We start from the raw sequence: 15,582 nt of genomic DNA, 5'->3' as shown, positions 1-15,582 counted from the left end.
GTGGGGGCCCTACGGTGCGCCCATGGCGACCGACGTCCAGATCGTGATCGACAGCGCCGACCCGCACGGGCTGGCCGACTGGTGGGCAGAGGCCCTCGGCTGGCAGGTGGAGGCGCAGGACGAGGCGTTCATCCGCGGCCTGGTGGAGTCCGGGGCGGCGAGCGAGGCGGACACCACCACCCACCGGGGCGCGCTGGTCTGGCGCGTCGGGGCCGCGCTGAACTCGCCGGACCCCGGGCGGCCACGAGTGCTGTTCCAGCGGGTACCGGAGGGCAAGACGGTCAAGAACCGGGTGCACCTGGACCTGCACGTGGGCGACGAGCGGCGGGAGGCCGAGGTGGCGCGGCTGGTGGGCATGGGCGCCACCGAGCTCTACCGGGAGTCCCAGGGGCCGTTCACGTGGGCGACGCTCGCTGACCCGGAGGGCAACGAGTTCTGCGTCGCCTAACTGGCGCGCAGGTCCCGGGCGAGCTTGCGGTAGGCCACGGTGCGCTCGACGAGGTAGCGCCGGTGACCGCGCCGGGAGCGCCGGTCGGTGCCGAGGTAGCGGGCGTCCTCCACCAGCTGGAAGGCGGCCAGCACGCTCGCCTTCACCTCCCGTGCCCGTGGCGCGGCCGGCGGAACAGGTTCGGCCGAGGTCATCGCGGCCTCCTCTCATCGGAGGAGCCCCCTGACCCGCCCCGTGACGCCATGGTGCCCCCGTGTCGGCAGGCCGAACCCTCCTCGTGACCGATTGGTGTCGATGTGTCACACGTGACAGGTGAGGTGCACGAACGCCGCTCCTGCGGTCACCCGCCGGCCCCGGTGCGGGGTTCCGTACCGTGCCGGGCATGACGGGATCGGGGTTCGGCCGGCGGCTGTCCGCGGGGCTGCGGTCGGTGCTGGGACCGGCCGTCCGGGCGGCCTTGCGGCCGGCTGCGCGGACACCCCGTCCGGCCGGCGGCGACGGCCGGTCCACGGTCCGGCAGGCCCACCGCACCGTCGACGCCGCACCAGCGCAGACCGGCGTGCGCGACCTCCCGGGGACCCTCGCCGACGTCGAGCTCGGCTACGCCCCGCGGGACGACGCGCTGCCCGACCCCGGCGAGGTGGTGTGGGCGTGGGTGCCCTTCGACGAGGGCGACGGCCGCGGCAAGGACCGCCCGGTGCTGGTCATCGGCCGCCGGGGGCCCGACCTCGTCGGCCTGATGCTCTCCAGCCAGGACCACGACCGGGACGCTGCGGACGAGGCCCGGTTCGGCCGGCGGTGGATCGACGTCGGCTCCGGGGCCTGGGACCCCCAGAGCCGCCCCAGCGAGGCGCGGCTGGACCGGCTGCTACTGGTCCCCTCCGGCGCCGCCCGCCGGATCGGCGCCGCGCTCGGCCGGCGCCCGTTCGACGAGGCCGTCGCCGCGGTCCGCGCACTGCACCGCGGCTGAGCCGGAAATCGGTCGACCGCGCCCCCGGTCGCCGGGCACGCTCGCCGGGATGGACGCCGTCGAGGTCTTCTGGGCGCTGCACCGTGACCTGCCGCGTGAGGGCGTGGGGTCCGACCTGACCACCCGTACCCTGCTCGGCCTCGCCGGCCGGCTGCCCGAGGAGCCGCGGGTCCTCGACGTCGGCTGCGGTCCGGGGCGGGCGTCCCTGGTCCTGGCCGCGGCCGGCGCGCGGGTGACCGCCGTCGACCTGCACGAGCCGTTCCTGCGACGGGCCCGGCGCGCGGCCGCCGACGCCGGCCTGAGCGGGCGCGTCGCCGTCGAGCGGGCGTCGATGAGCGCGCTCCCCCACCCCGACGGGGTCTTCGACCTGCTCTGGTGCGAGGGCGCCGCCTACCTGATGGGCGTCGACGCGGCGATGGGCGCCTGGCGGCGGCTGCTCCGCCCCGGCGGGGTCCTGGTGCTCACCGACGCGGTGTGGACGACGGGCACGCCGTCACCCGGGGTCGCGGAGTTCTGGGCGGCGTACCCGGCGATGCGCGACGTCCCGGCCACCGTCGCCGCGGCCCGGGCCGCCGGCTACGACGTCCTCGCCACGCACCTGCTGCCCGACTCCGACTGGGCAGACGAGTACCACGGCCCGCTGGAGGCGGCCATCGACGCCTGGCCCGACCCCGACACGGAGACGGCGGCGGTGCTGGCCGGAGCCCGCCGCGAGGTCGACCTGCGCCGCGCGCACGCCGACGAGTACGGCTACGCGGGGTTCGTGCTGCGGCGCCGGTGAGTCAGTCGGCGACGGACTCGTCGCGGACCGACTGTCGCGGCCGCACGGTGTAGACGCCGGCCGAGCCGCGCAGCGTCGTCAGGTCGTAGCGGTGCACCACCTTGGGACCGCCGTGGAGGTGCACGTGGGTGATGGTCGGCAGCGGCTCACCGTGCCGCGCCTCACGGACCTCGACCCGCCCGTCCAGCGGGCCACCCACGAACAGCAGCACGGCGTCCTCCGCGCTCGTCGTCTCCTCGGACAGCTCCCTCACCTCCCTGACGCCCCGGGCCAGGGTAGGCGCGTCGCGGCGGGGAGGCCGCTCCCTGGACGGGTGATCAGGCCGACGTCCGTGCGCGGGAGGTGAGCTCCGCCCGCACGATCGGGGCGACCTCGGTGCCCAGCAGCTCGATGGAGCGCAGCACCTCCCGGTGCGGCGCGGCGCCGAGCGAGGACTGCATGAGGAAGCGGTCGTGCCCGAACAGCTCGTGCTGGAACAGGATCTTCTCGGCCACCTGCTCCGGACTGCCGACGACGACCGCGCCGTGCAGGCCGGCGAGCGCGTCGAAGTCCGGGCGGGTCATCGGACCCCAGCCGCGCTCGCGGCCCAGCTGGGTCATGACCTCGGCGTAGGTGCCGTAGAAGCTGTCCGCCGCGGCCTGCGAGGTGTCGGCGACGAACCCGTGCGAGTTGATCGAGACCGGCAGCGGGCCGTGCCCGTACTGCGCGGCCGCCCGGCGGTGCAGCTGGGCCAGCGGCGCGAAGCGGGCCGGCTCGCCGCCGATGATCGCCAGCGCCAGCGGCAGCCCCAGCGCCCCGGCGCGGACGACGGACTGCGGGTTGCCGCCGACGGCCACCCACACCGGGAGCGGGTCCTGCACCGGTCGGGGGAAGACCGGCTGGTCGGCCAGCGCGGGGCGGTGCCGGCCGGACCAGGTCACCCGCGGGGAGTCACGCAGCCGCAGCAGCAGGTCGAGCTTCTCGGCGAACAGCTCGTCGTAGTCGTCGAGGCCGTACCCGAACAGCGGGAAGGACTCGATGAACGAGCCGCGCCCCGCCATGACCTCCGCCCGGCCGTGCGAGAGCAGGTCGACCGTGGCGTACTGCTGGAACACCCGCACCGGGTCCTCCGAGGACAGGACGGTGACCGCGCTGCTCAGCCGGATGCGCGACGTCCGGACGGCGGCCGCGGCGAGCACGGTCGCCGGGGAGCTGACCGCGTAGTCGGGCCGGTGGTGCTCGCCGATGCCGAACACGTCGAGCCCGACCTGGTCGGCGAGCTCGACCTCCTCCAGCAGGTGGGCCAGCCGCTGTTCGGGGCTGATCGTCGTCCCGGTGCGCGGGTCCCGGAGGACGTCGCCGAACGTGTAGACCCCGAGCTCCACTGCCACTCCCGTTCACCGCCGTCAGTTGAACGCACAACCAGCTGCCGCGGGGCGGGCATTCCCTCAGGCGGCCTCGCCGGGGCCGGCCCGGCGCAGCCACCGGGCCAGCAGCGGCGCCGACAGCAGCATCACGAACAGCCGCAGCACCTGGACGGCGAGCACGAAGGTGGCGTCCGCGCCGCCGTCGCGGGCGGTGGCCAGCACCGCGTACAGCCCGCCGGGGGTCGTGGCGAGGTAGGCATCGAGCGCGCTGGCGCCGGTCGTGACGGTGAGCACCGCGCCGAGGCCGGCGCAGGCGGCGATGAGGCCGAGGATGATCACCAGCGCCAGCGGCAGCGCCCGCCCGATGGTGCGCAGGCTGGCGCGGGTGAAGTTCAGGCCGACCATCAGGCCGATGACCAGGAACGCCCCGAGCTCCAGCGCCGCGGGCACCTGCGCGCCGCCGGACAGCCCGCTGAGGTCCAGCCCGGCGGCGACCAGCATCGGGCCGAGCAGCGCCGGCACCGGGATCCGCAGCAGCCTGGCCAGCGGCAGGCCCACGACCACGCAGACCACCGAGAACAGCAACCCGGCCGGCCAGCCGGGGCCGCCGCCCTCGGCGAGGGTCCCGCCCGACCCGGGCGCGGCACCGAACACCACCGTGGCGGCCACCGGCATGAGCACGACGATGATCAGCACCCGCAGGTACTGCAGGACCGCCACCATCCGGTCGTCGGCCCCCAGCTCCCGGGACATCGCGGTGATCCCCGACGCGCCCCCGGCGATCATCGCGAAGGCGCCGGTCACGGGGCTTATCCCCGGCTGCAACCGCATCAGGAGGCCGGCCAGCACGGTGAGCGCCAGGGTGCCGAGGACGACGACCAGGACCGGCAGCCAGTCCTCCCCGATCGCCGCGAGGGTGTCCACGTCGACGAGCGCGCCGACGGAGACCCCGATCAGGGCCTGCGCGGCCGTCGTGGCCGGCCGGGGGACGACGAGCCGGCGGGGGACCGTCAGGCCGCGGACCAGGCCGGCGAGCAGGCCCCCGAACAGCGAGGCCGACGGCAGGTCCAGGGCGTCGAAGACGACGGTGGCCGCGAGCGCGCCGGCGAGGACGAGGGCCGCGTCCACCAGCCACGCGACCCGCCCGGTCCCACCCACGCGCGTCACTCTGCCGGGCGGCGCTCCCGGGCCGGGGAGGGGGTGCCGGGGCACCCAGCCGGGGGGGCGGGTGGACGACCGCGCTGCACAGCCGTCACCTCCCGGTCCGTCACGAGACACGGGGCTGTCGGCGCGCCGACCGGTCGTGGTCTGATGACGCCGCCACACGCGACGGCAGTGGAGGAAGCCCGGTGAGATTCCGGCGCGGTCCCGCCACTGTGACCGGGGAGTCCGCCCCCACGCTCGGCCACTGTCCCCCCGGGGACGGGAAGGTCGGGGGCGGACGACGATCCGGCAGCCAGGAGACTCCCGCCGTCGTCCCTGCCACCTCCGGGCGTGGACACCCGGGGAGAGGACGCGTGCGATGCACGGTCGACCCGCATGACCTATCCCCTCAGCGCTGTCGTCGGCATGACCGACATGCGGCTGGCCCTGCTGCTCAACGCCGTCTCCCCGGCCGTGGGGGGTGTGCTGGTCCGGGGCGAGAAGGGGACGGCGAAGTCGACGGCGGTGCGCGCGCTGGCCGCCGTCCTGCCGCCGGTGGACGTCGTCCCCGGCTGCCGGTTCGCCTGCGCCCCCGCCGCGCCCGACCCGGGCTGCCCCGACGGTCCGCACGAGGTGGGCGCCGCCGGGCACACCCGGCCGGCGCGGCTGGTGGAGCTGCCGGTCGGCGCGTCGGAGGACCGCGTCGTCGGCTCCCTCGACCTCGAGCGGGCCCTCACCGAGGGCGTGAAGGCCTTCGAGCCCGGGCTGCTGGCCGCCGCGCACCGCGGCGTGCTCTACGTGGACGAGGTCAACCTGCTGCACGACCACCTGGTCGACCTGCTGCTCGACGCCGCCGCCCTGGGCACCGCCTACGTCGAGCGTGAGGGCGTCTCGGTGCGGCACGCCTCCCGATTCCTGCTGGTCGGCACGATGAACCCCGAGGAGGGCGAGCTGCGCCCGCAGCTGCTCGACCGCTTCGGCCTCACCGTGGAGGTCGCCGCGCCACGCGACCCCGCCGAGCGCGCCGAGGTGGTCCGCCGCCGGTTCGCCCACGACGCCGACCCCGCCGGCTTCACCGCACGGTGGGCCGCGGAGGAGTCCGGCCTGGCCGCCCGGATCGCCGACGCCCGCGCCCGCCTGCCGCACGTCGTCCTCTCCGACGGCGCGCTGCGCCAGGTGACCGCCGTGTGCGCCGCGTTCGACGTCGACGGGCTGCGCGCGGACCTGGTCACCGCCCGCGCCGCCATCGCCCACGCCGCCTGGTGCGGCCGCGACGAGGTCATCGAGGACGACGTCCGCGTCGCCGCCCGCCTCGCGCTGCCCCACCGCCGGCGCCGCAACCCCTTCGACGCGCCGGGCCTGGACGAGGAGACCCTGGAGCAGGCACTCGACGACGCCCGCCCGGAACCGCCCGACGACGACCCCGGCCCCGGCAGCCCCGATCCCGACGACGGCGCCCCGCCTCCTGTGCCTGGTCCGGCCGGACCAGGCACAGGAAGCGATACACACGCATCCGACGCCGAGACGCGAGGAGAGCCTCCTACGCCTGACGTCGGCGGCAGCGACTCCGCGTCGACGGGGGGCGCGGCACCCGAGCGGGCCGCCGTCGCACCGGCCGACCCGTTCCGCACCCGCCGGCTGGAGGTGCCCGGCATCGGCGCGGGCGCGGCCGGGCGGCGGTCCCGGGCCCGCGCCGAGCGCGGCCGGGTGGTCGGCTCCACCCGCCCCACCGGCACCGTCACCCGGCTGCACCTGACCGGCACCGTGCTCGCCGCCGCGCCACACCAGGTCGCCCGCGGGCGCACGGGGTCCGGGCTGCGCATCCAGCGCGGCGACCTCCGCCAGGCGACCGTCGAGGGCCGCGAGGGCAACCTCGTGCTGTTCTGCGTCGACGCCAGCGGCTCGATGGGCTCCCGGTCGCGGATGGCCGCGGTCAAGGGTGCGGTCCTGTCCCTGCTCCTGGACGCCTACCAGCGGCGGGACAAGGTGGGCCTGGTCACCTTCCGCGGCTCCGGCGCCGAGCTGGCGCTGCCGCCCACGTGGTCGGTCGAGGCGGCCGCGACGCGGCTGCGCGAACTCCCCACGGGCGGCCGCACGCCGCTGGCCGCGGGCCTGCTACGGGCGCACGAGACGCTGCGGGTGGAGCGGGTGCGTGATCCTCGGCGCCGTCCGCTGCTGGTCGTCGTCACCGACGGCCGGGCCACCGGGGCGCGCGGCGGCGCGCACGTCGCCGACGCGCACGCCGCCGCCGGGCTGCTGGCCGCCGCGCGGACGGCCGCTGTCGTCGTCGACTGCGAGTCCGGGCCGGTGCGGCTGGGCCTGGCCGGGGCCCTCGGCGCGCACCTCGGCGCGACGACGCTGCGGCTGGAGGAGCTGGCCGCCGAGTCGCTGGCCGCCTCCGTGCGGACGGCGAGGGCCGCCTGATGCCCCGGGGACAGGTTCCCGTCACCCCGGACGACGGGCTGACCACGAAGGCGCGGCGCAACCGACCGCTGCTCGTCGTCCACACCGGCGAGATGAAGGGCAAGTCCACCGCCGCGTTCGGCATGGCGATGCGGGCGTGGAACCAGGGCTGGCCGGTCGCGGTCTACCAGTTCGTCAAGAGCGCGAAGTGGAAGGTGGGCGAGGAGAACGCGCTCACCGCGCTGGGCCGGCTGCACGAGCAGACCGGTGAGGGCGGCCCGGTCGTCTGGCACAAGATGGGCTCGGGGTGGAGCTGGTCGCGCCGGCAGGGCACCGAGGTGGACCACGCCGCCGACGCCGCCGAGGGCTGGGCGCAGATCAAGCGGGACCTCGCCGCCGAGGCGCACCGGTTCTACGTCCTCGACGAGTTCACCTACCCGATCCACTGGGGCTGGGTGGACGTCGACGACGTCGTGGCGACGCTGCTCGCCCGCCCGGGCACCCAGCACGTCGTGGTCACCGGGCGCAATGCGCACCCGGCGCTGGTCGAGGCCGCGGACCTGGTCGTGGAGATGACCAAGGTCAAGCACCCGATGGACGCCGGTCAGAAGGGCCAGCGGGGGATCGAGTGGTGAGCGCCGCCCGGACCCGCCGCCGTGATCATCGGCGTGTGGCTGCACGCGTACGGCGTGTCGACAGCCACCTGCCGATGATCGACGGGGGACTCCCGTGACCAGCGCGGTTCCCCGCGTCGTCGTCGCCGCGCCGGCGAGCAACTCCGGCAAGACGTCGGTCGCCACCGGGCTGGCCGCCGCCCTCACCGCCCGCGGCCTGTCCGTCTCCCCGCACAAGGTGGGCCCCGACTACATCGACCCCGGCTACCACGCGCTCGCCGCCGGCCGGCCCGGCCGCAACCTCGACCCGGTGCTGGTCGGCGAGGAGCGGGTCGTACCGCTGTTCCTGCACGGGGCCCGCGGTGCCGACGTCGCGGTGGTCGAGGGGGTCATGGGCCTGTTCGACGGCGCCACGCACCCGTCGGTGGAGCCCGGCTTCGCGTCCACCGCGCACGTCGCCCGGCTATTGCGGGCGCCGGTCGTGCTCGTCGTCGACGCCTCGGCCCAGGCGCAGTCCGTCGCGGCGCTGGTGCACGGCTTCGCCACCTTCGACCCGAGGGTGCGCCTCGGCGGGGTGGTGCTCAACCGGGTCGGCAGCGACCGGCACGAGGAGATCCTGCGTGACGCCCTGGGCGCCTCCGGGGTGCCGGTGCTCGGGGCGGTCCGGCGGCTGGAGTCCCTGACCACGCCGTCCCGGCACCTCGGGCTGGTGCCGGCCGCCGAGCGGTCGGCGGAGGCCCTGACGACGGTCCGTGGGCTCGGGGAGACGATCGCCGCCGCCCTCGACCTGGACGCCGTCCTGCGGCTGGCGCGGTCGGCCCCTGCGCTGGACGCCGTCCCGTGGGACCCCGCCGCGGAGGTCGCGCCCGTACCCGGGCGGCCGCGGATCGCCGTCGCCGGTGGTGCGGCGTTCACCTTCGGCTACGCGGAGAACGCCGAGCTGCTCGCGGCCGCCGGCGCCGAGGTGGTGACCGTCGACCCGCTGCGCGACGAGCGCCTGCCCGAGGACACCGCCGGCCTCGTCGTCGGCGGCGGCTTCCCCGAGGTGCACGCCGCGGACCTGTCGGCCAACACCGGCCTGCGGGCCGACGTCGCCGCGCTCGCCGCCCGGGGCGGTCCGGTCGCGGCCGAGTGCGCCGGGCTGCTGTACCTGGCCCGCAGCCTCGACGGCCTGCCGATGTGCGGCGTCCTCGACACCGAGGCGGCGATGTCCCCGGCGCTGACCCTCGGCTACCGCGCCGCCGCCGCGCTCACCGACTCGGTGCTGGCCCCGGCCGGGACGCGGGTGCGCGGCCACGAGTTCCACCGCACCGTCGCGACTCCCCCCGCGGGGTCCGCGCCGGCCTGGCAGTGGGCCGGCGCCGCTCCGGAGGGGTTCGTCACCGGCCGCGTCCACGCCAGCTACCTGCACCTGAACTGGGCCGGGTCGCCGGCCATGGCCACCCGCTTCGTCGCGGCCTGCACCACGGCCCGCACCGACCGATCGGAGCAGCAGCATGCACATCGCTGAGGGCTTCCTGCCGCCGGCCCACGCCATCGGCTGGACCGTCGTCGCGGCACCGTTCGTCGTCCACGGCGCCCGGGCGGTCGTGAAGGAGGTGCGCGAACACCCGGAGTCCACGCTCCTGCTCGGCGCGGCCGGCGCGTTCACCTTCGTGCTGAGCGCCATCAAGCTGCCCTCGGTCACCGGCAGCTCCAGCCACCCGACCGGCACCGGCGTCGGCGCCGTCCTGTTCCGGCCGCCGGTGATGGCGCTGCTGGGCACGGTGGTCCTGCTGTTCCAGGCGTTGCTGCTGGCCCACGGCGGGCTGACCACGCTGGGCGCCAACGCCGTCGCCTTCGCCGTGGTCGGGCCGTGGGCCGGGTACGGGGCCTACCGGCTGGCCCGTGCGGCCGGGGCGGGGCTGCTGCCCGCCGTGTTCGTAGCCGTCGCGCTGGCCGACCTGGCCACCTACGTGACGACGTCGGTGCAGCTGGCGCTGGCGTTCCCCGACGCGAGCACCGGCCTGGTCGGGGCGCTGGGCAAGTTCCTCGGCGTCTTCGCGGTCACCCAGGTCCCGCTGGCCATCGGGGAGGGCCTGCTCGGCGTGCTGCTGTTCCGGGTCCTCACCGCCAACGCCCGCCCGGAGCTCGAACGGCTCGGCGTCCTGCAGCCGACGGTCGCTCCCGGAGGTGCCGCGTGACCCGCCGTTCCGTGGTCGACGTCCTGCTCGTGCTGGCGGTGGTGGCGCTGTTCGCCGTCCCGCTGCTGCTCGACGGCGGCGCCTCCGAGTACGGCGGCACCGACGCCGCGGTCGCCGAGGAGCTCGAGGCCGGGGGTTACACCCCCTGGTTCGAGTCGCTCTCCAGCCCGGCCGGCGAGGTCGAGTCGGGGCTGTTCGCCCTCCAGGCCGCCGTCGGCGCGGGCGTGCTCGGCTACGTCCTCGGCCTCCTGCGCGGGCGCCGCCGGGCCGAGCCGGCGCCCCCACCGGAGCGCGGACACCCGTGAGCCTGGCCGTCGACGACGCTGCCTGGCGCAGCGCCTGGCGTCGGCGTGCGCCGGGCGACAAGCTGCTGCTCTGCGCCGGGCTGGTCGGCTGCGCCCTGGCGTTGCCCGCCTGGCCCGGCAGCGTGCTCGTCGCCCTCACCGCCGTCGCCCTGGCGCTCGGCCCCGCCCGCGTGCCGGCCCGCACGTTCGGCCGGGCCGTCCGCTGGCCGCTGGCCTTCGTGGCCACCGGCGCCCTGACCGCGGTGGTCTCCGTCGGCGACGGCGGCCTGGGCTGGGCGCCCGACGCCGCGGCGCGGGCCGGCTCGCTGGTCGGGCACGCCGTGGCGGGCACCGCCGCGGTCCTCCTGCTGGCCACCACCACGCCGGTGTCGGACCTGCTCCCGGTGCTGCGCCGCCTGCGGGTGCCGGCGGCCGTCGTCGAGGTCGCCGCGGTCACCTACCGGCTGCTGTTCGTGCTGCTGGAGAGCCTGTCCACCATCCGCGAGGCGCAGGCGGCGCGGATGGGCCACTCGTCGGTCCGCCGCTCCTACCGCTCCTCGGGAGCGCTCGCCGCGGCCGTCCTGACCCGCTCCTGGGACCGTGCCCGCCGGCTGCAGGAGGGGCTCGCCGGCCGCGGGATGGAGACCGGCCTGCGGGTGCTGCCGGAGGCCCTGCCGTCGTCCCGGGCGTTCCTCGCCGCGTCCGCCGCCGGGCTGGCGGCGCTGGTGTCGCTCGGGGTGCTCGCCGCGTGAGCCACCGGACACTGACCGCCGAGGGCCTGGTCGCCGGCTACGAGCGCGGCCGGTGGGTGCTCGACGGCGCCGGCCTCACCGTCCCGGCCGGACGGCGGCTGGCGCTGCTGGGCGCCAACGGGTCGGGCAAGACCACGCTGCTGCGCTGCCTGTCCGGGGCCCTGGAGCCGGCCGCCGGCACGGTCGCGCTGGACGGCGAGCGGCTGCGGCACACCCGGCGCGGGCTGCGGGTGCACCGCCAGGAGGTGCAACTGGTCCTGCAGGACCCCGACGACCAGCTGTTCAGCGCCTCGGTCGCCCAGGACGTCTCCTTCGGCCCGCTCAACCTCGGGCTGGACGAGGAGGCCGTGCGGGCCCGCGTCGCCGAGGCCCTCGACCTGCTGGGCGTCACGGACCTGGCCGGGCGGCCCACCCACCAGCTGTCCTACGGCGAGCGCAAGCGGGTCGCGATCGCCGGCGCGGTCGCGATGCGGCCCTGCGTGCTGCTGCTCGACGAGCCCACCGCCGGGCTGGACCCGTCGGCGGTGGTGGAGGCCCTGGCCGCGCTGGAACGGCTGCGGGGCGCGGGCTCGACGGTGGTCATGAGCACCCACGACGTCGACCTGGCGCTGCGCTGGGCCGACGAGGTGGCCGTCGTCGTCGACCGCGCCGTGGTGCAGGGGGCACCCACGAAGCTGCTCGCCGACGACGCCCTGCTCGGCCGCGCCCGGCTGGACCGTCCCTGGGCGCTGTCCGTCGGCGCCCGGCTGCGCGCGCTCGGCCTGCTCCCCGAGGGCCCACTGCCCCGCGACGCCGACGCGCTGCTGGCCGCGCTGCCGCAGGCGGTGACCCCGTGACCGTCGTCGGCGTCGGTGCGCGGCCGGGGGTGAGCGCCGCGGAGGTGCTCGCCGCGGTGGACGCCGTCCTGCCGGCCTGCGCAGCTCCCCAGGACGGCGTGCGGCTGGCCACGCTCGACGTCCGCGCCGCGGAGCCGGGCCTGCAGGCCGCCGCGGCCGCCAGGGGCTGGCCGCTCACCGGGCACCCGGCGGCCACCCTGGCCGCCGTCCCGGTCCCCTCCCCGTCGGCGCGGGTGGCCGACGCGGTCGGGACGGCATCGGTCGCGGAGGCCGCGGCGCTGCTGGGCGGCGGCACCCTGCTGGTGGCCCGGACGGTGGTCGGCCCGGTCACCGTGGCGGTCGCTTCATGACAGCGCCCGACCTCCGGCACCACGGGGACGCCGAGCTGGCCCCGGGCCTCATCGACCTCGCCGTCAACGTCCGGGCGGGCACCCCGCCGGCGTGGCTGCGCACCGTCCTGCACGCCGCGCTCGACGACGCCGCCGGCTACCCCGACGCCGGTCCCGCGCGGGCCGCGGTCGCGGCCGCGCACGGCCGTCCACCGGGGGAGGTGCTGCTCACCGCCGGCGCCGCCGAGGCGTTCACCCTGGCCGCGCGGGCGCTGCGGCCGCGGCGCGCGGTCGTCGTCCACCCGTCGTTCACCGAGCCGGAGGCGGCGCTGCGGGCCGCCGGCCACCTGGTCGAGCGGGTGCTGCTGGCCGCACCGGCGTACCGGCTGGACCCCGCTGCCGTGCCGGCGGACGCCGACCTGGTCGTGCTCGGCAACCCGACCAACCCCACCTCGGTGCTGCACCCCGCGGCCGACGTCGCCGCGCTGGCCCGGCCCGGCCGCGTGCTCCTGGTGGACGAGGCGTTCGCCGACACCGCGCCCGGGGAGCCGGAGTCGCTGGCCGGCCGGCGGGACCTGCCGGGGCTGGTCGTGGTGCGCAGCCTGACCAAGACGTGGGGGCTCGCCGGGCTGCGCGTCGGCTACGCGCTCGGCCCGCCGGACCTGGTCGCCGAGCTCGCCGCCCACCAGCCGCACTGGCCGGTCTCGACCCTCGCGCTCGCCGCGCTCACCGCGTGCACCACGACCGCCGCCCGTGCGGAGGCCACCGTGGCCGCTCACCACCTGATCGACCACCGCGGCGTGCTGCTGCACGCCCTGCCGCCGCAGGTCCAGGTGCTCGGCGAGCCGCGGTCGTCCTTCGTCCTGCTCCGGGTGCCGGACGGCGAACGGGTGCGGGCGCAGCTGCGGGAGCGCGGCTGGGCGGTGCGCCGGGGCGACACGTTCCCGGGCCTCGACGGCGACCACCTGCGGGTCGCCGTCCGCGAACCGGCGACCTCGCGTGCGTTCGCCGCCGACCTCGCTGCGATCCTGGAGGGGATCCCTCCCGCGCCACCGACGCCGCGGGGCCAGCCCCGCCAGCCCGAGGAGATCCGCTGAGCACCGACCCGCCCCCGTTCGCCGGCACCCTGCTGGGCGACACGATCGCCGCGGTCGCCCCCCGGGACGCCCAGGCCGAGCGCGCCGCCCGCGACCGGCTGGACCGGATGACCAAGCCGCCGGGCTCACTCGGCGTCCTGGAGGACGTCGCCGCCCAGCTGTGCGGCACCGCGGGGACCTGCCCGCCGCCGCTGCCGGCACCCACCGCCGTCGCGGTGTTCGCCGCCGACCACGGGGTGCACACCCAGGGCGTCACGCCGTGGCCGCAGGAGGTCACGGCGCAGATGGTGGCCAACCTCGTCCGCGGCGGCGCGGTCGTCAACGCGTTCGCGGCACAGTTGGGCGCCGACGTGGTCGTGGTGGACGTCGGCGTGGCCACCTCGTACGCGGTCGAGGCCACGCCCGCACTGCTGCGTCGCAAGGTCCGATACGGCACCGCCGACCTGGCCGTCGGCCCGGCGATGACCCTCGACGAGGCGCGGCTGGCCGTCGAGGCCGGCATCGAGGTGGCGACGACGCTCGCCGCCGACCACGGCTGCCTCGTCACCGGGGACATGGGCATCACGAACACCACCGCGTCTGCGGCGCTGGTCTGCGCGTTCACCGGGGCCTCCCCCGCCGAGGCCACCGGTCGCGGCACCGGCGTCGACGACCGGACGCTGGCCCGCAAGGTCGAGGTGGTGACGCGGGCGGTGGCGCGCGTCCCCGAGCGGCCCACCACCCCGGAGGCGGCGCTCGCGGCCGTGGCCGAGCTGGGCGGACTGGAGCACGCGGCGCTGGCCGGGTTCGTGCTCGGTGCCGCGGCCGCCCGCGTCCCGGTGTTGCTGGACGGCGTGATCGCCGGCTCGGCCGCGCTGGTCGCGGCGGCGCTGTGCCCCACCGCGCTGGAGCACGCGCTGGCCGGGCACACCTCCGCCGAGCCGGGCCACGGCCTCGCGCTGCGCGCCCTGGGCCTGCGCCCGCTCCTCGGCCTGGACCTGCGCCTGGGCGAGGGCACCGGGGCGCTGCTGGCGCTGCCGCTGGTGGCCAGCGCGGCCCGGGCCCTGCGCGACGTGGCCACCTTCGACTCCGCCGGCGTCACCGGGAAGGACGAATGACCGCCACCCCGGTCGACCCGCGACGACCCGACCCGCCCGCCGCCCCGGCGGCTGCCGTCTACCCGGTCGGGCTGCGGCTGATGGACCGGCGGGTCGTCGTCGTCGGCGGCGGCCAGGTCGCGCACCGTCGCGTGGCCGGACTGCTGGAGGCGCGGGCCCGGGTCACCGTGGTCAGCCCCGACGTCACCCCGGCGCTCGAGGCGCTGGTCGGGCCGGGTGCGGTCACCTGGGTGCGCCGCCGCTACGAGCCCGGCGACCTCGCCGGCGCCTGGTACGCGGTGGCCGCCACCGACGACCCCGCGGTCAACGCCGCGGTCGCCGCGGAGGCCGAGGCCGCCCGGGTCTTCTGCGCCCGGGCCGACGACCGCGCCGCGTCGAGCGTCTGGACCCCGGCCGTCGGCCGGCAGGGGGACCTCGTCGTCGGCGTCCACGGCGGCGGTGACCCGCAGCGAGCGGTCGGCGTCCGAGACGCGGTGGTCGCCGGGCTCACCGACGGCAGCATCCGCGACCGCGCCGCCCGCGCCGCGCCGGAGGGCCACCCGGGCACGGTCGTCCTCGTCGGCGGCGGCCCCGGGGACCCGGGCCTGATCACCGTGCGGGGGCAGCAGGCGGTGTCGCAGGCCGACGTCGTCGTCGCCGACCACCTCGCGCCGCAGTCGCTGCTCGCCTCGCTGCCGGCCGACGTCGAGGTGATCGACGCCTCCAAGCTGCCCCGGGGTCGCTACATGGCCCAGGAGCAGATCAACGCGCTGCTCGTGGAGCACGCGCGGGCCGGGCGGCGGGTGGTGCGGCTCAAGGGCGGCGACCCGTTCGTCTTCGGCCGCGGCATGGAGGAGCTGGCGGCCTGCGTGGCCGCCGGCGTCCCGGTCGAGGTGGTACCCGGGGTGACGTCGGCGATCGGGGTCCCGGCGCTGGCCGGCATCCCGGTGACCCACCGCGGGCTGACCCACGAGTTCGTCGTCGTCTCCGGTCACCTGCCCCCGGGGCACCCCTCCTCGCTGGTCGACTGGACGGCGCTGGCCCGGCTCCGCGGCACCCTGGTCGTGCTCATGGGCGTGGACACCGCCCCGGCGATCGCCGCGGCCCTCGTCGAGCACGGCCGACCCGCAGACACCCCCGTTGCCGTGGTCGCCGACGGTTCGACGCCCACGCAGCACACCGTGCGCACCACGCTGGCCGGGCTGGCGCAGACGCTGGCCGACGAGGGCATCCGCCCGCCCGCGGTCTGGGTGGTCGGGGAGGTCGTGCGGCTGGCCGCGGAGCTGGGCTCCTCGCGCTGACGTCCGGGCGCCGGCGTTC

At 77.2% G+C, this 15,582-nt stretch carries 18 protein-coding genes and 1 riboswitch; of the genes, 14 read left to right on the top strand and 4 right to left on the bottom strand.

All coding sequences use genetic code 11. The features are described 5' to 3' along the window. Nucleotides 1-22 precede the first annotated feature (22 nt). Nucleotides 23-448: a VOC family protein gene (locus tag CRP39_RS12945; RefSeq protein ID WP_097206798.1), complete on the top strand. Its 426-nt coding sequence runs from the start codon at nucleotides 23-25 to the stop codon at nucleotides 446-448. Here the strand turns inward: CRP39_RS12945 and CRP39_RS12940 are convergent. Beyond that, nucleotides 445-642 carry a hypothetical protein gene (locus CRP39_RS12940; protein ID WP_097206797.1) on the bottom strand — a complete coding sequence of 66 codons (198 nt, stop codon included), beginning with the start codon at nucleotides 640-642 and terminating at the stop codon, nucleotides 445-447. The two genes, CRP39_RS12945 and CRP39_RS12940, sit on opposite strands and share 4 nt — an antisense overlap. 188 nt (nucleotides 643-830) lie before the next feature. Between CRP39_RS12940 and CRP39_RS12935 the strand changes: the two genes are divergently transcribed. Next, nucleotides 831-1,418, top strand: a complete 588-nt coding sequence (locus tag CRP39_RS12935; protein ID WP_216359724.1) for a type II toxin-antitoxin system PemK/MazF family toxin — start codon at nucleotides 831-833, stop codon at nucleotides 1,416-1,418. A 49-nt stretch (nucleotides 1,419-1,467) separates the two neighbouring features. Then, nucleotides 1,468-2,199: a class I SAM-dependent methyltransferase gene (locus tag CRP39_RS12930; protein WP_097206796.1), complete on the top strand. Its 732-nt coding sequence runs from the start codon at nucleotides 1,468-1,470 to the stop codon at nucleotides 2,197-2,199. A gap of 1 nt (nucleotide 2,200) precedes the next feature. Here the strand turns inward: CRP39_RS12930 and CRP39_RS12925 are convergent, their stop codons facing one another. From CRP39_RS12925 to CRP39_RS12915, 3 genes are all read right to left on the bottom strand, one after another. Beyond that, nucleotides 2,201-2,452, bottom strand: coding sequence for a hypothetical protein (locus CRP39_RS12925; RefSeq protein WP_216359723.1), 252 nt, complete (start codon nucleotides 2,450-2,452; stop codon nucleotides 2,201-2,203). A gap of 64 nt (nucleotides 2,453-2,516) precedes the next feature. Then, nucleotides 2,517-3,569 (bottom strand): LLM class flavin-dependent oxidoreductase, encoded by a 1,053-nt coding sequence (locus CRP39_RS12920; RefSeq protein ID WP_245853826.1) that lies wholly within the window; start codon nucleotides 3,567-3,569, stop codon nucleotides 2,517-2,519. Nucleotides 3,570-3,626: 57 nt separating this feature from the next. Then, on the bottom strand, nucleotides 3,627-4,703 hold the full coding sequence (locus CRP39_RS12915; protein ID WP_097206794.1) for an AbrB family transcriptional regulator: 1,077 nt from the start codon (nucleotides 4,701-4,703) through the stop codon (nucleotides 3,627-3,629). Between the two features lie 181 nt (nucleotides 4,704-4,884). Further along, nucleotides 4,885-5,011: riboswitch (cobalamin riboswitch) on the top strand. A 73-nt stretch (nucleotides 5,012-5,084) separates the two neighbouring features. On the opposite strand from CRP39_RS12915, the gene CRP39_RS12910 reads away from it, so the two are divergent. From CRP39_RS12910 to cobA, 11 genes are all read left to right on the top strand, one after another. Continuing rightward, a complete protein-coding gene (locus CRP39_RS12910) occupies nucleotides 5,085-7,112 on the top strand; it encodes a putative cobaltochelatase (protein ID WP_097206793.1) in 2,028 nt (675 codons plus the stop codon). Next, nucleotides 7,112-7,726, top strand: a complete 615-nt coding sequence (gene cobO / locus CRP39_RS12905; RefSeq protein WP_097206792.1) for a cob(I)yrinic acid a,c-diamide adenosyltransferase — start codon at nucleotides 7,112-7,114, stop codon at nucleotides 7,724-7,726. Before CRP39_RS12910 ends, cobO begins: the two co-directional genes overlap by 1 nt. A 94-nt stretch (nucleotides 7,727-7,820) precedes the next feature. Then, on the top strand, nucleotides 7,821-9,215 hold the full coding sequence (locus CRP39_RS12900; RefSeq protein ID WP_097206791.1) for a cobyrinic acid a,c-diamide synthase CobB: 1,395 nt from the start codon (nucleotides 7,821-7,823) through the stop codon (nucleotides 9,213-9,215). Next, nucleotides 9,202-9,888 carry an energy-coupling factor ABC transporter permease gene (locus tag CRP39_RS12895; RefSeq protein WP_097206790.1) on the top strand — a complete coding sequence of 229 codons (687 nt, stop codon included), beginning with the start codon at nucleotides 9,202-9,204 and terminating at the stop codon, nucleotides 9,886-9,888. The genes CRP39_RS12900 and CRP39_RS12895 overlap by 14 nt, the downstream gene beginning before the upstream one ends. Continuing rightward, on the top strand, nucleotides 9,885-10,193 hold the full coding sequence (locus CRP39_RS12890) for an energy-coupling factor ABC transporter substrate-binding protein (protein ID WP_097206789.1): 309 nt from the start codon (nucleotides 9,885-9,887) through the stop codon (nucleotides 10,191-10,193). Before CRP39_RS12895 ends, CRP39_RS12890 begins: the two co-directional genes overlap by 4 nt. Then, a complete protein-coding gene (gene cbiQ, locus CRP39_RS12885; RefSeq protein ID WP_097206788.1) occupies nucleotides 10,190-10,924 on the top strand; it encodes a cobalt ECF transporter T component CbiQ in 735 nt (244 codons plus the stop codon). The genes CRP39_RS12890 and cbiQ overlap by 4 nt, the downstream gene beginning before the upstream one ends. Next, nucleotides 10,921-11,760 (top strand): energy-coupling factor ABC transporter ATP-binding protein, encoded by an 840-nt coding sequence (locus CRP39_RS12880; protein ID WP_097206787.1) that lies wholly within the window; start codon nucleotides 10,921-10,923, stop codon nucleotides 11,758-11,760. The genes cbiQ and CRP39_RS12880 overlap by 4 nt, the downstream gene beginning before the upstream one ends. After that, entirely contained in the window at nucleotides 11,757-12,110 is a 354-nt protein-coding gene (locus tag CRP39_RS12875; RefSeq protein ID WP_097206786.1) for a cobalamin biosynthesis protein, read from the top strand. Before CRP39_RS12880 ends, CRP39_RS12875 begins: the two co-directional genes overlap by 4 nt. Further along, nucleotides 12,107-13,186, top strand: coding sequence for an Rv2231c family histidinol phosphate aminotransferase CobC (cobC, locus tag CRP39_RS12870; protein ID WP_097206785.1), 1,080 nt, complete (start codon nucleotides 12,107-12,109; stop codon nucleotides 13,184-13,186). Before CRP39_RS12875 ends, cobC begins: the two co-directional genes overlap by 4 nt. Further along, nucleotides 13,183-14,283: a nicotinate-nucleotide--dimethylbenzimidazole phosphoribosyltransferase gene (gene cobT, locus CRP39_RS12865; RefSeq protein ID WP_245853865.1), complete on the top strand. Its 1,101-nt coding sequence runs from the start codon at nucleotides 13,183-13,185 to the stop codon at nucleotides 14,281-14,283. The genes cobC and cobT overlap by 4 nt, the downstream gene beginning before the upstream one ends. Next, nucleotides 14,280-15,563 (top strand): uroporphyrinogen-III C-methyltransferase, encoded by a 1,284-nt coding sequence (cobA, locus tag CRP39_RS12860; protein ID WP_097206784.1) that lies wholly within the window; start codon nucleotides 14,280-14,282, stop codon nucleotides 15,561-15,563. The genes cobT and cobA overlap by 4 nt, the downstream gene beginning before the upstream one ends. The last annotated feature ends 19 nt before the right edge of the window (nucleotides 15,564-15,582 follow it).

Source organism: Geodermatophilus sabuli, assembly GCF_900215145.1.
Lineage (GTDB): Bacteria > Actinomycetota > Actinomycetes > Mycobacteriales > Geodermatophilaceae > Geodermatophilus > Geodermatophilus sabuli.
The sequence above is the reverse complement of the archived record's forward strand: the minus strand, read 5'-3'. Positions and strand labels throughout refer to the sequence as shown.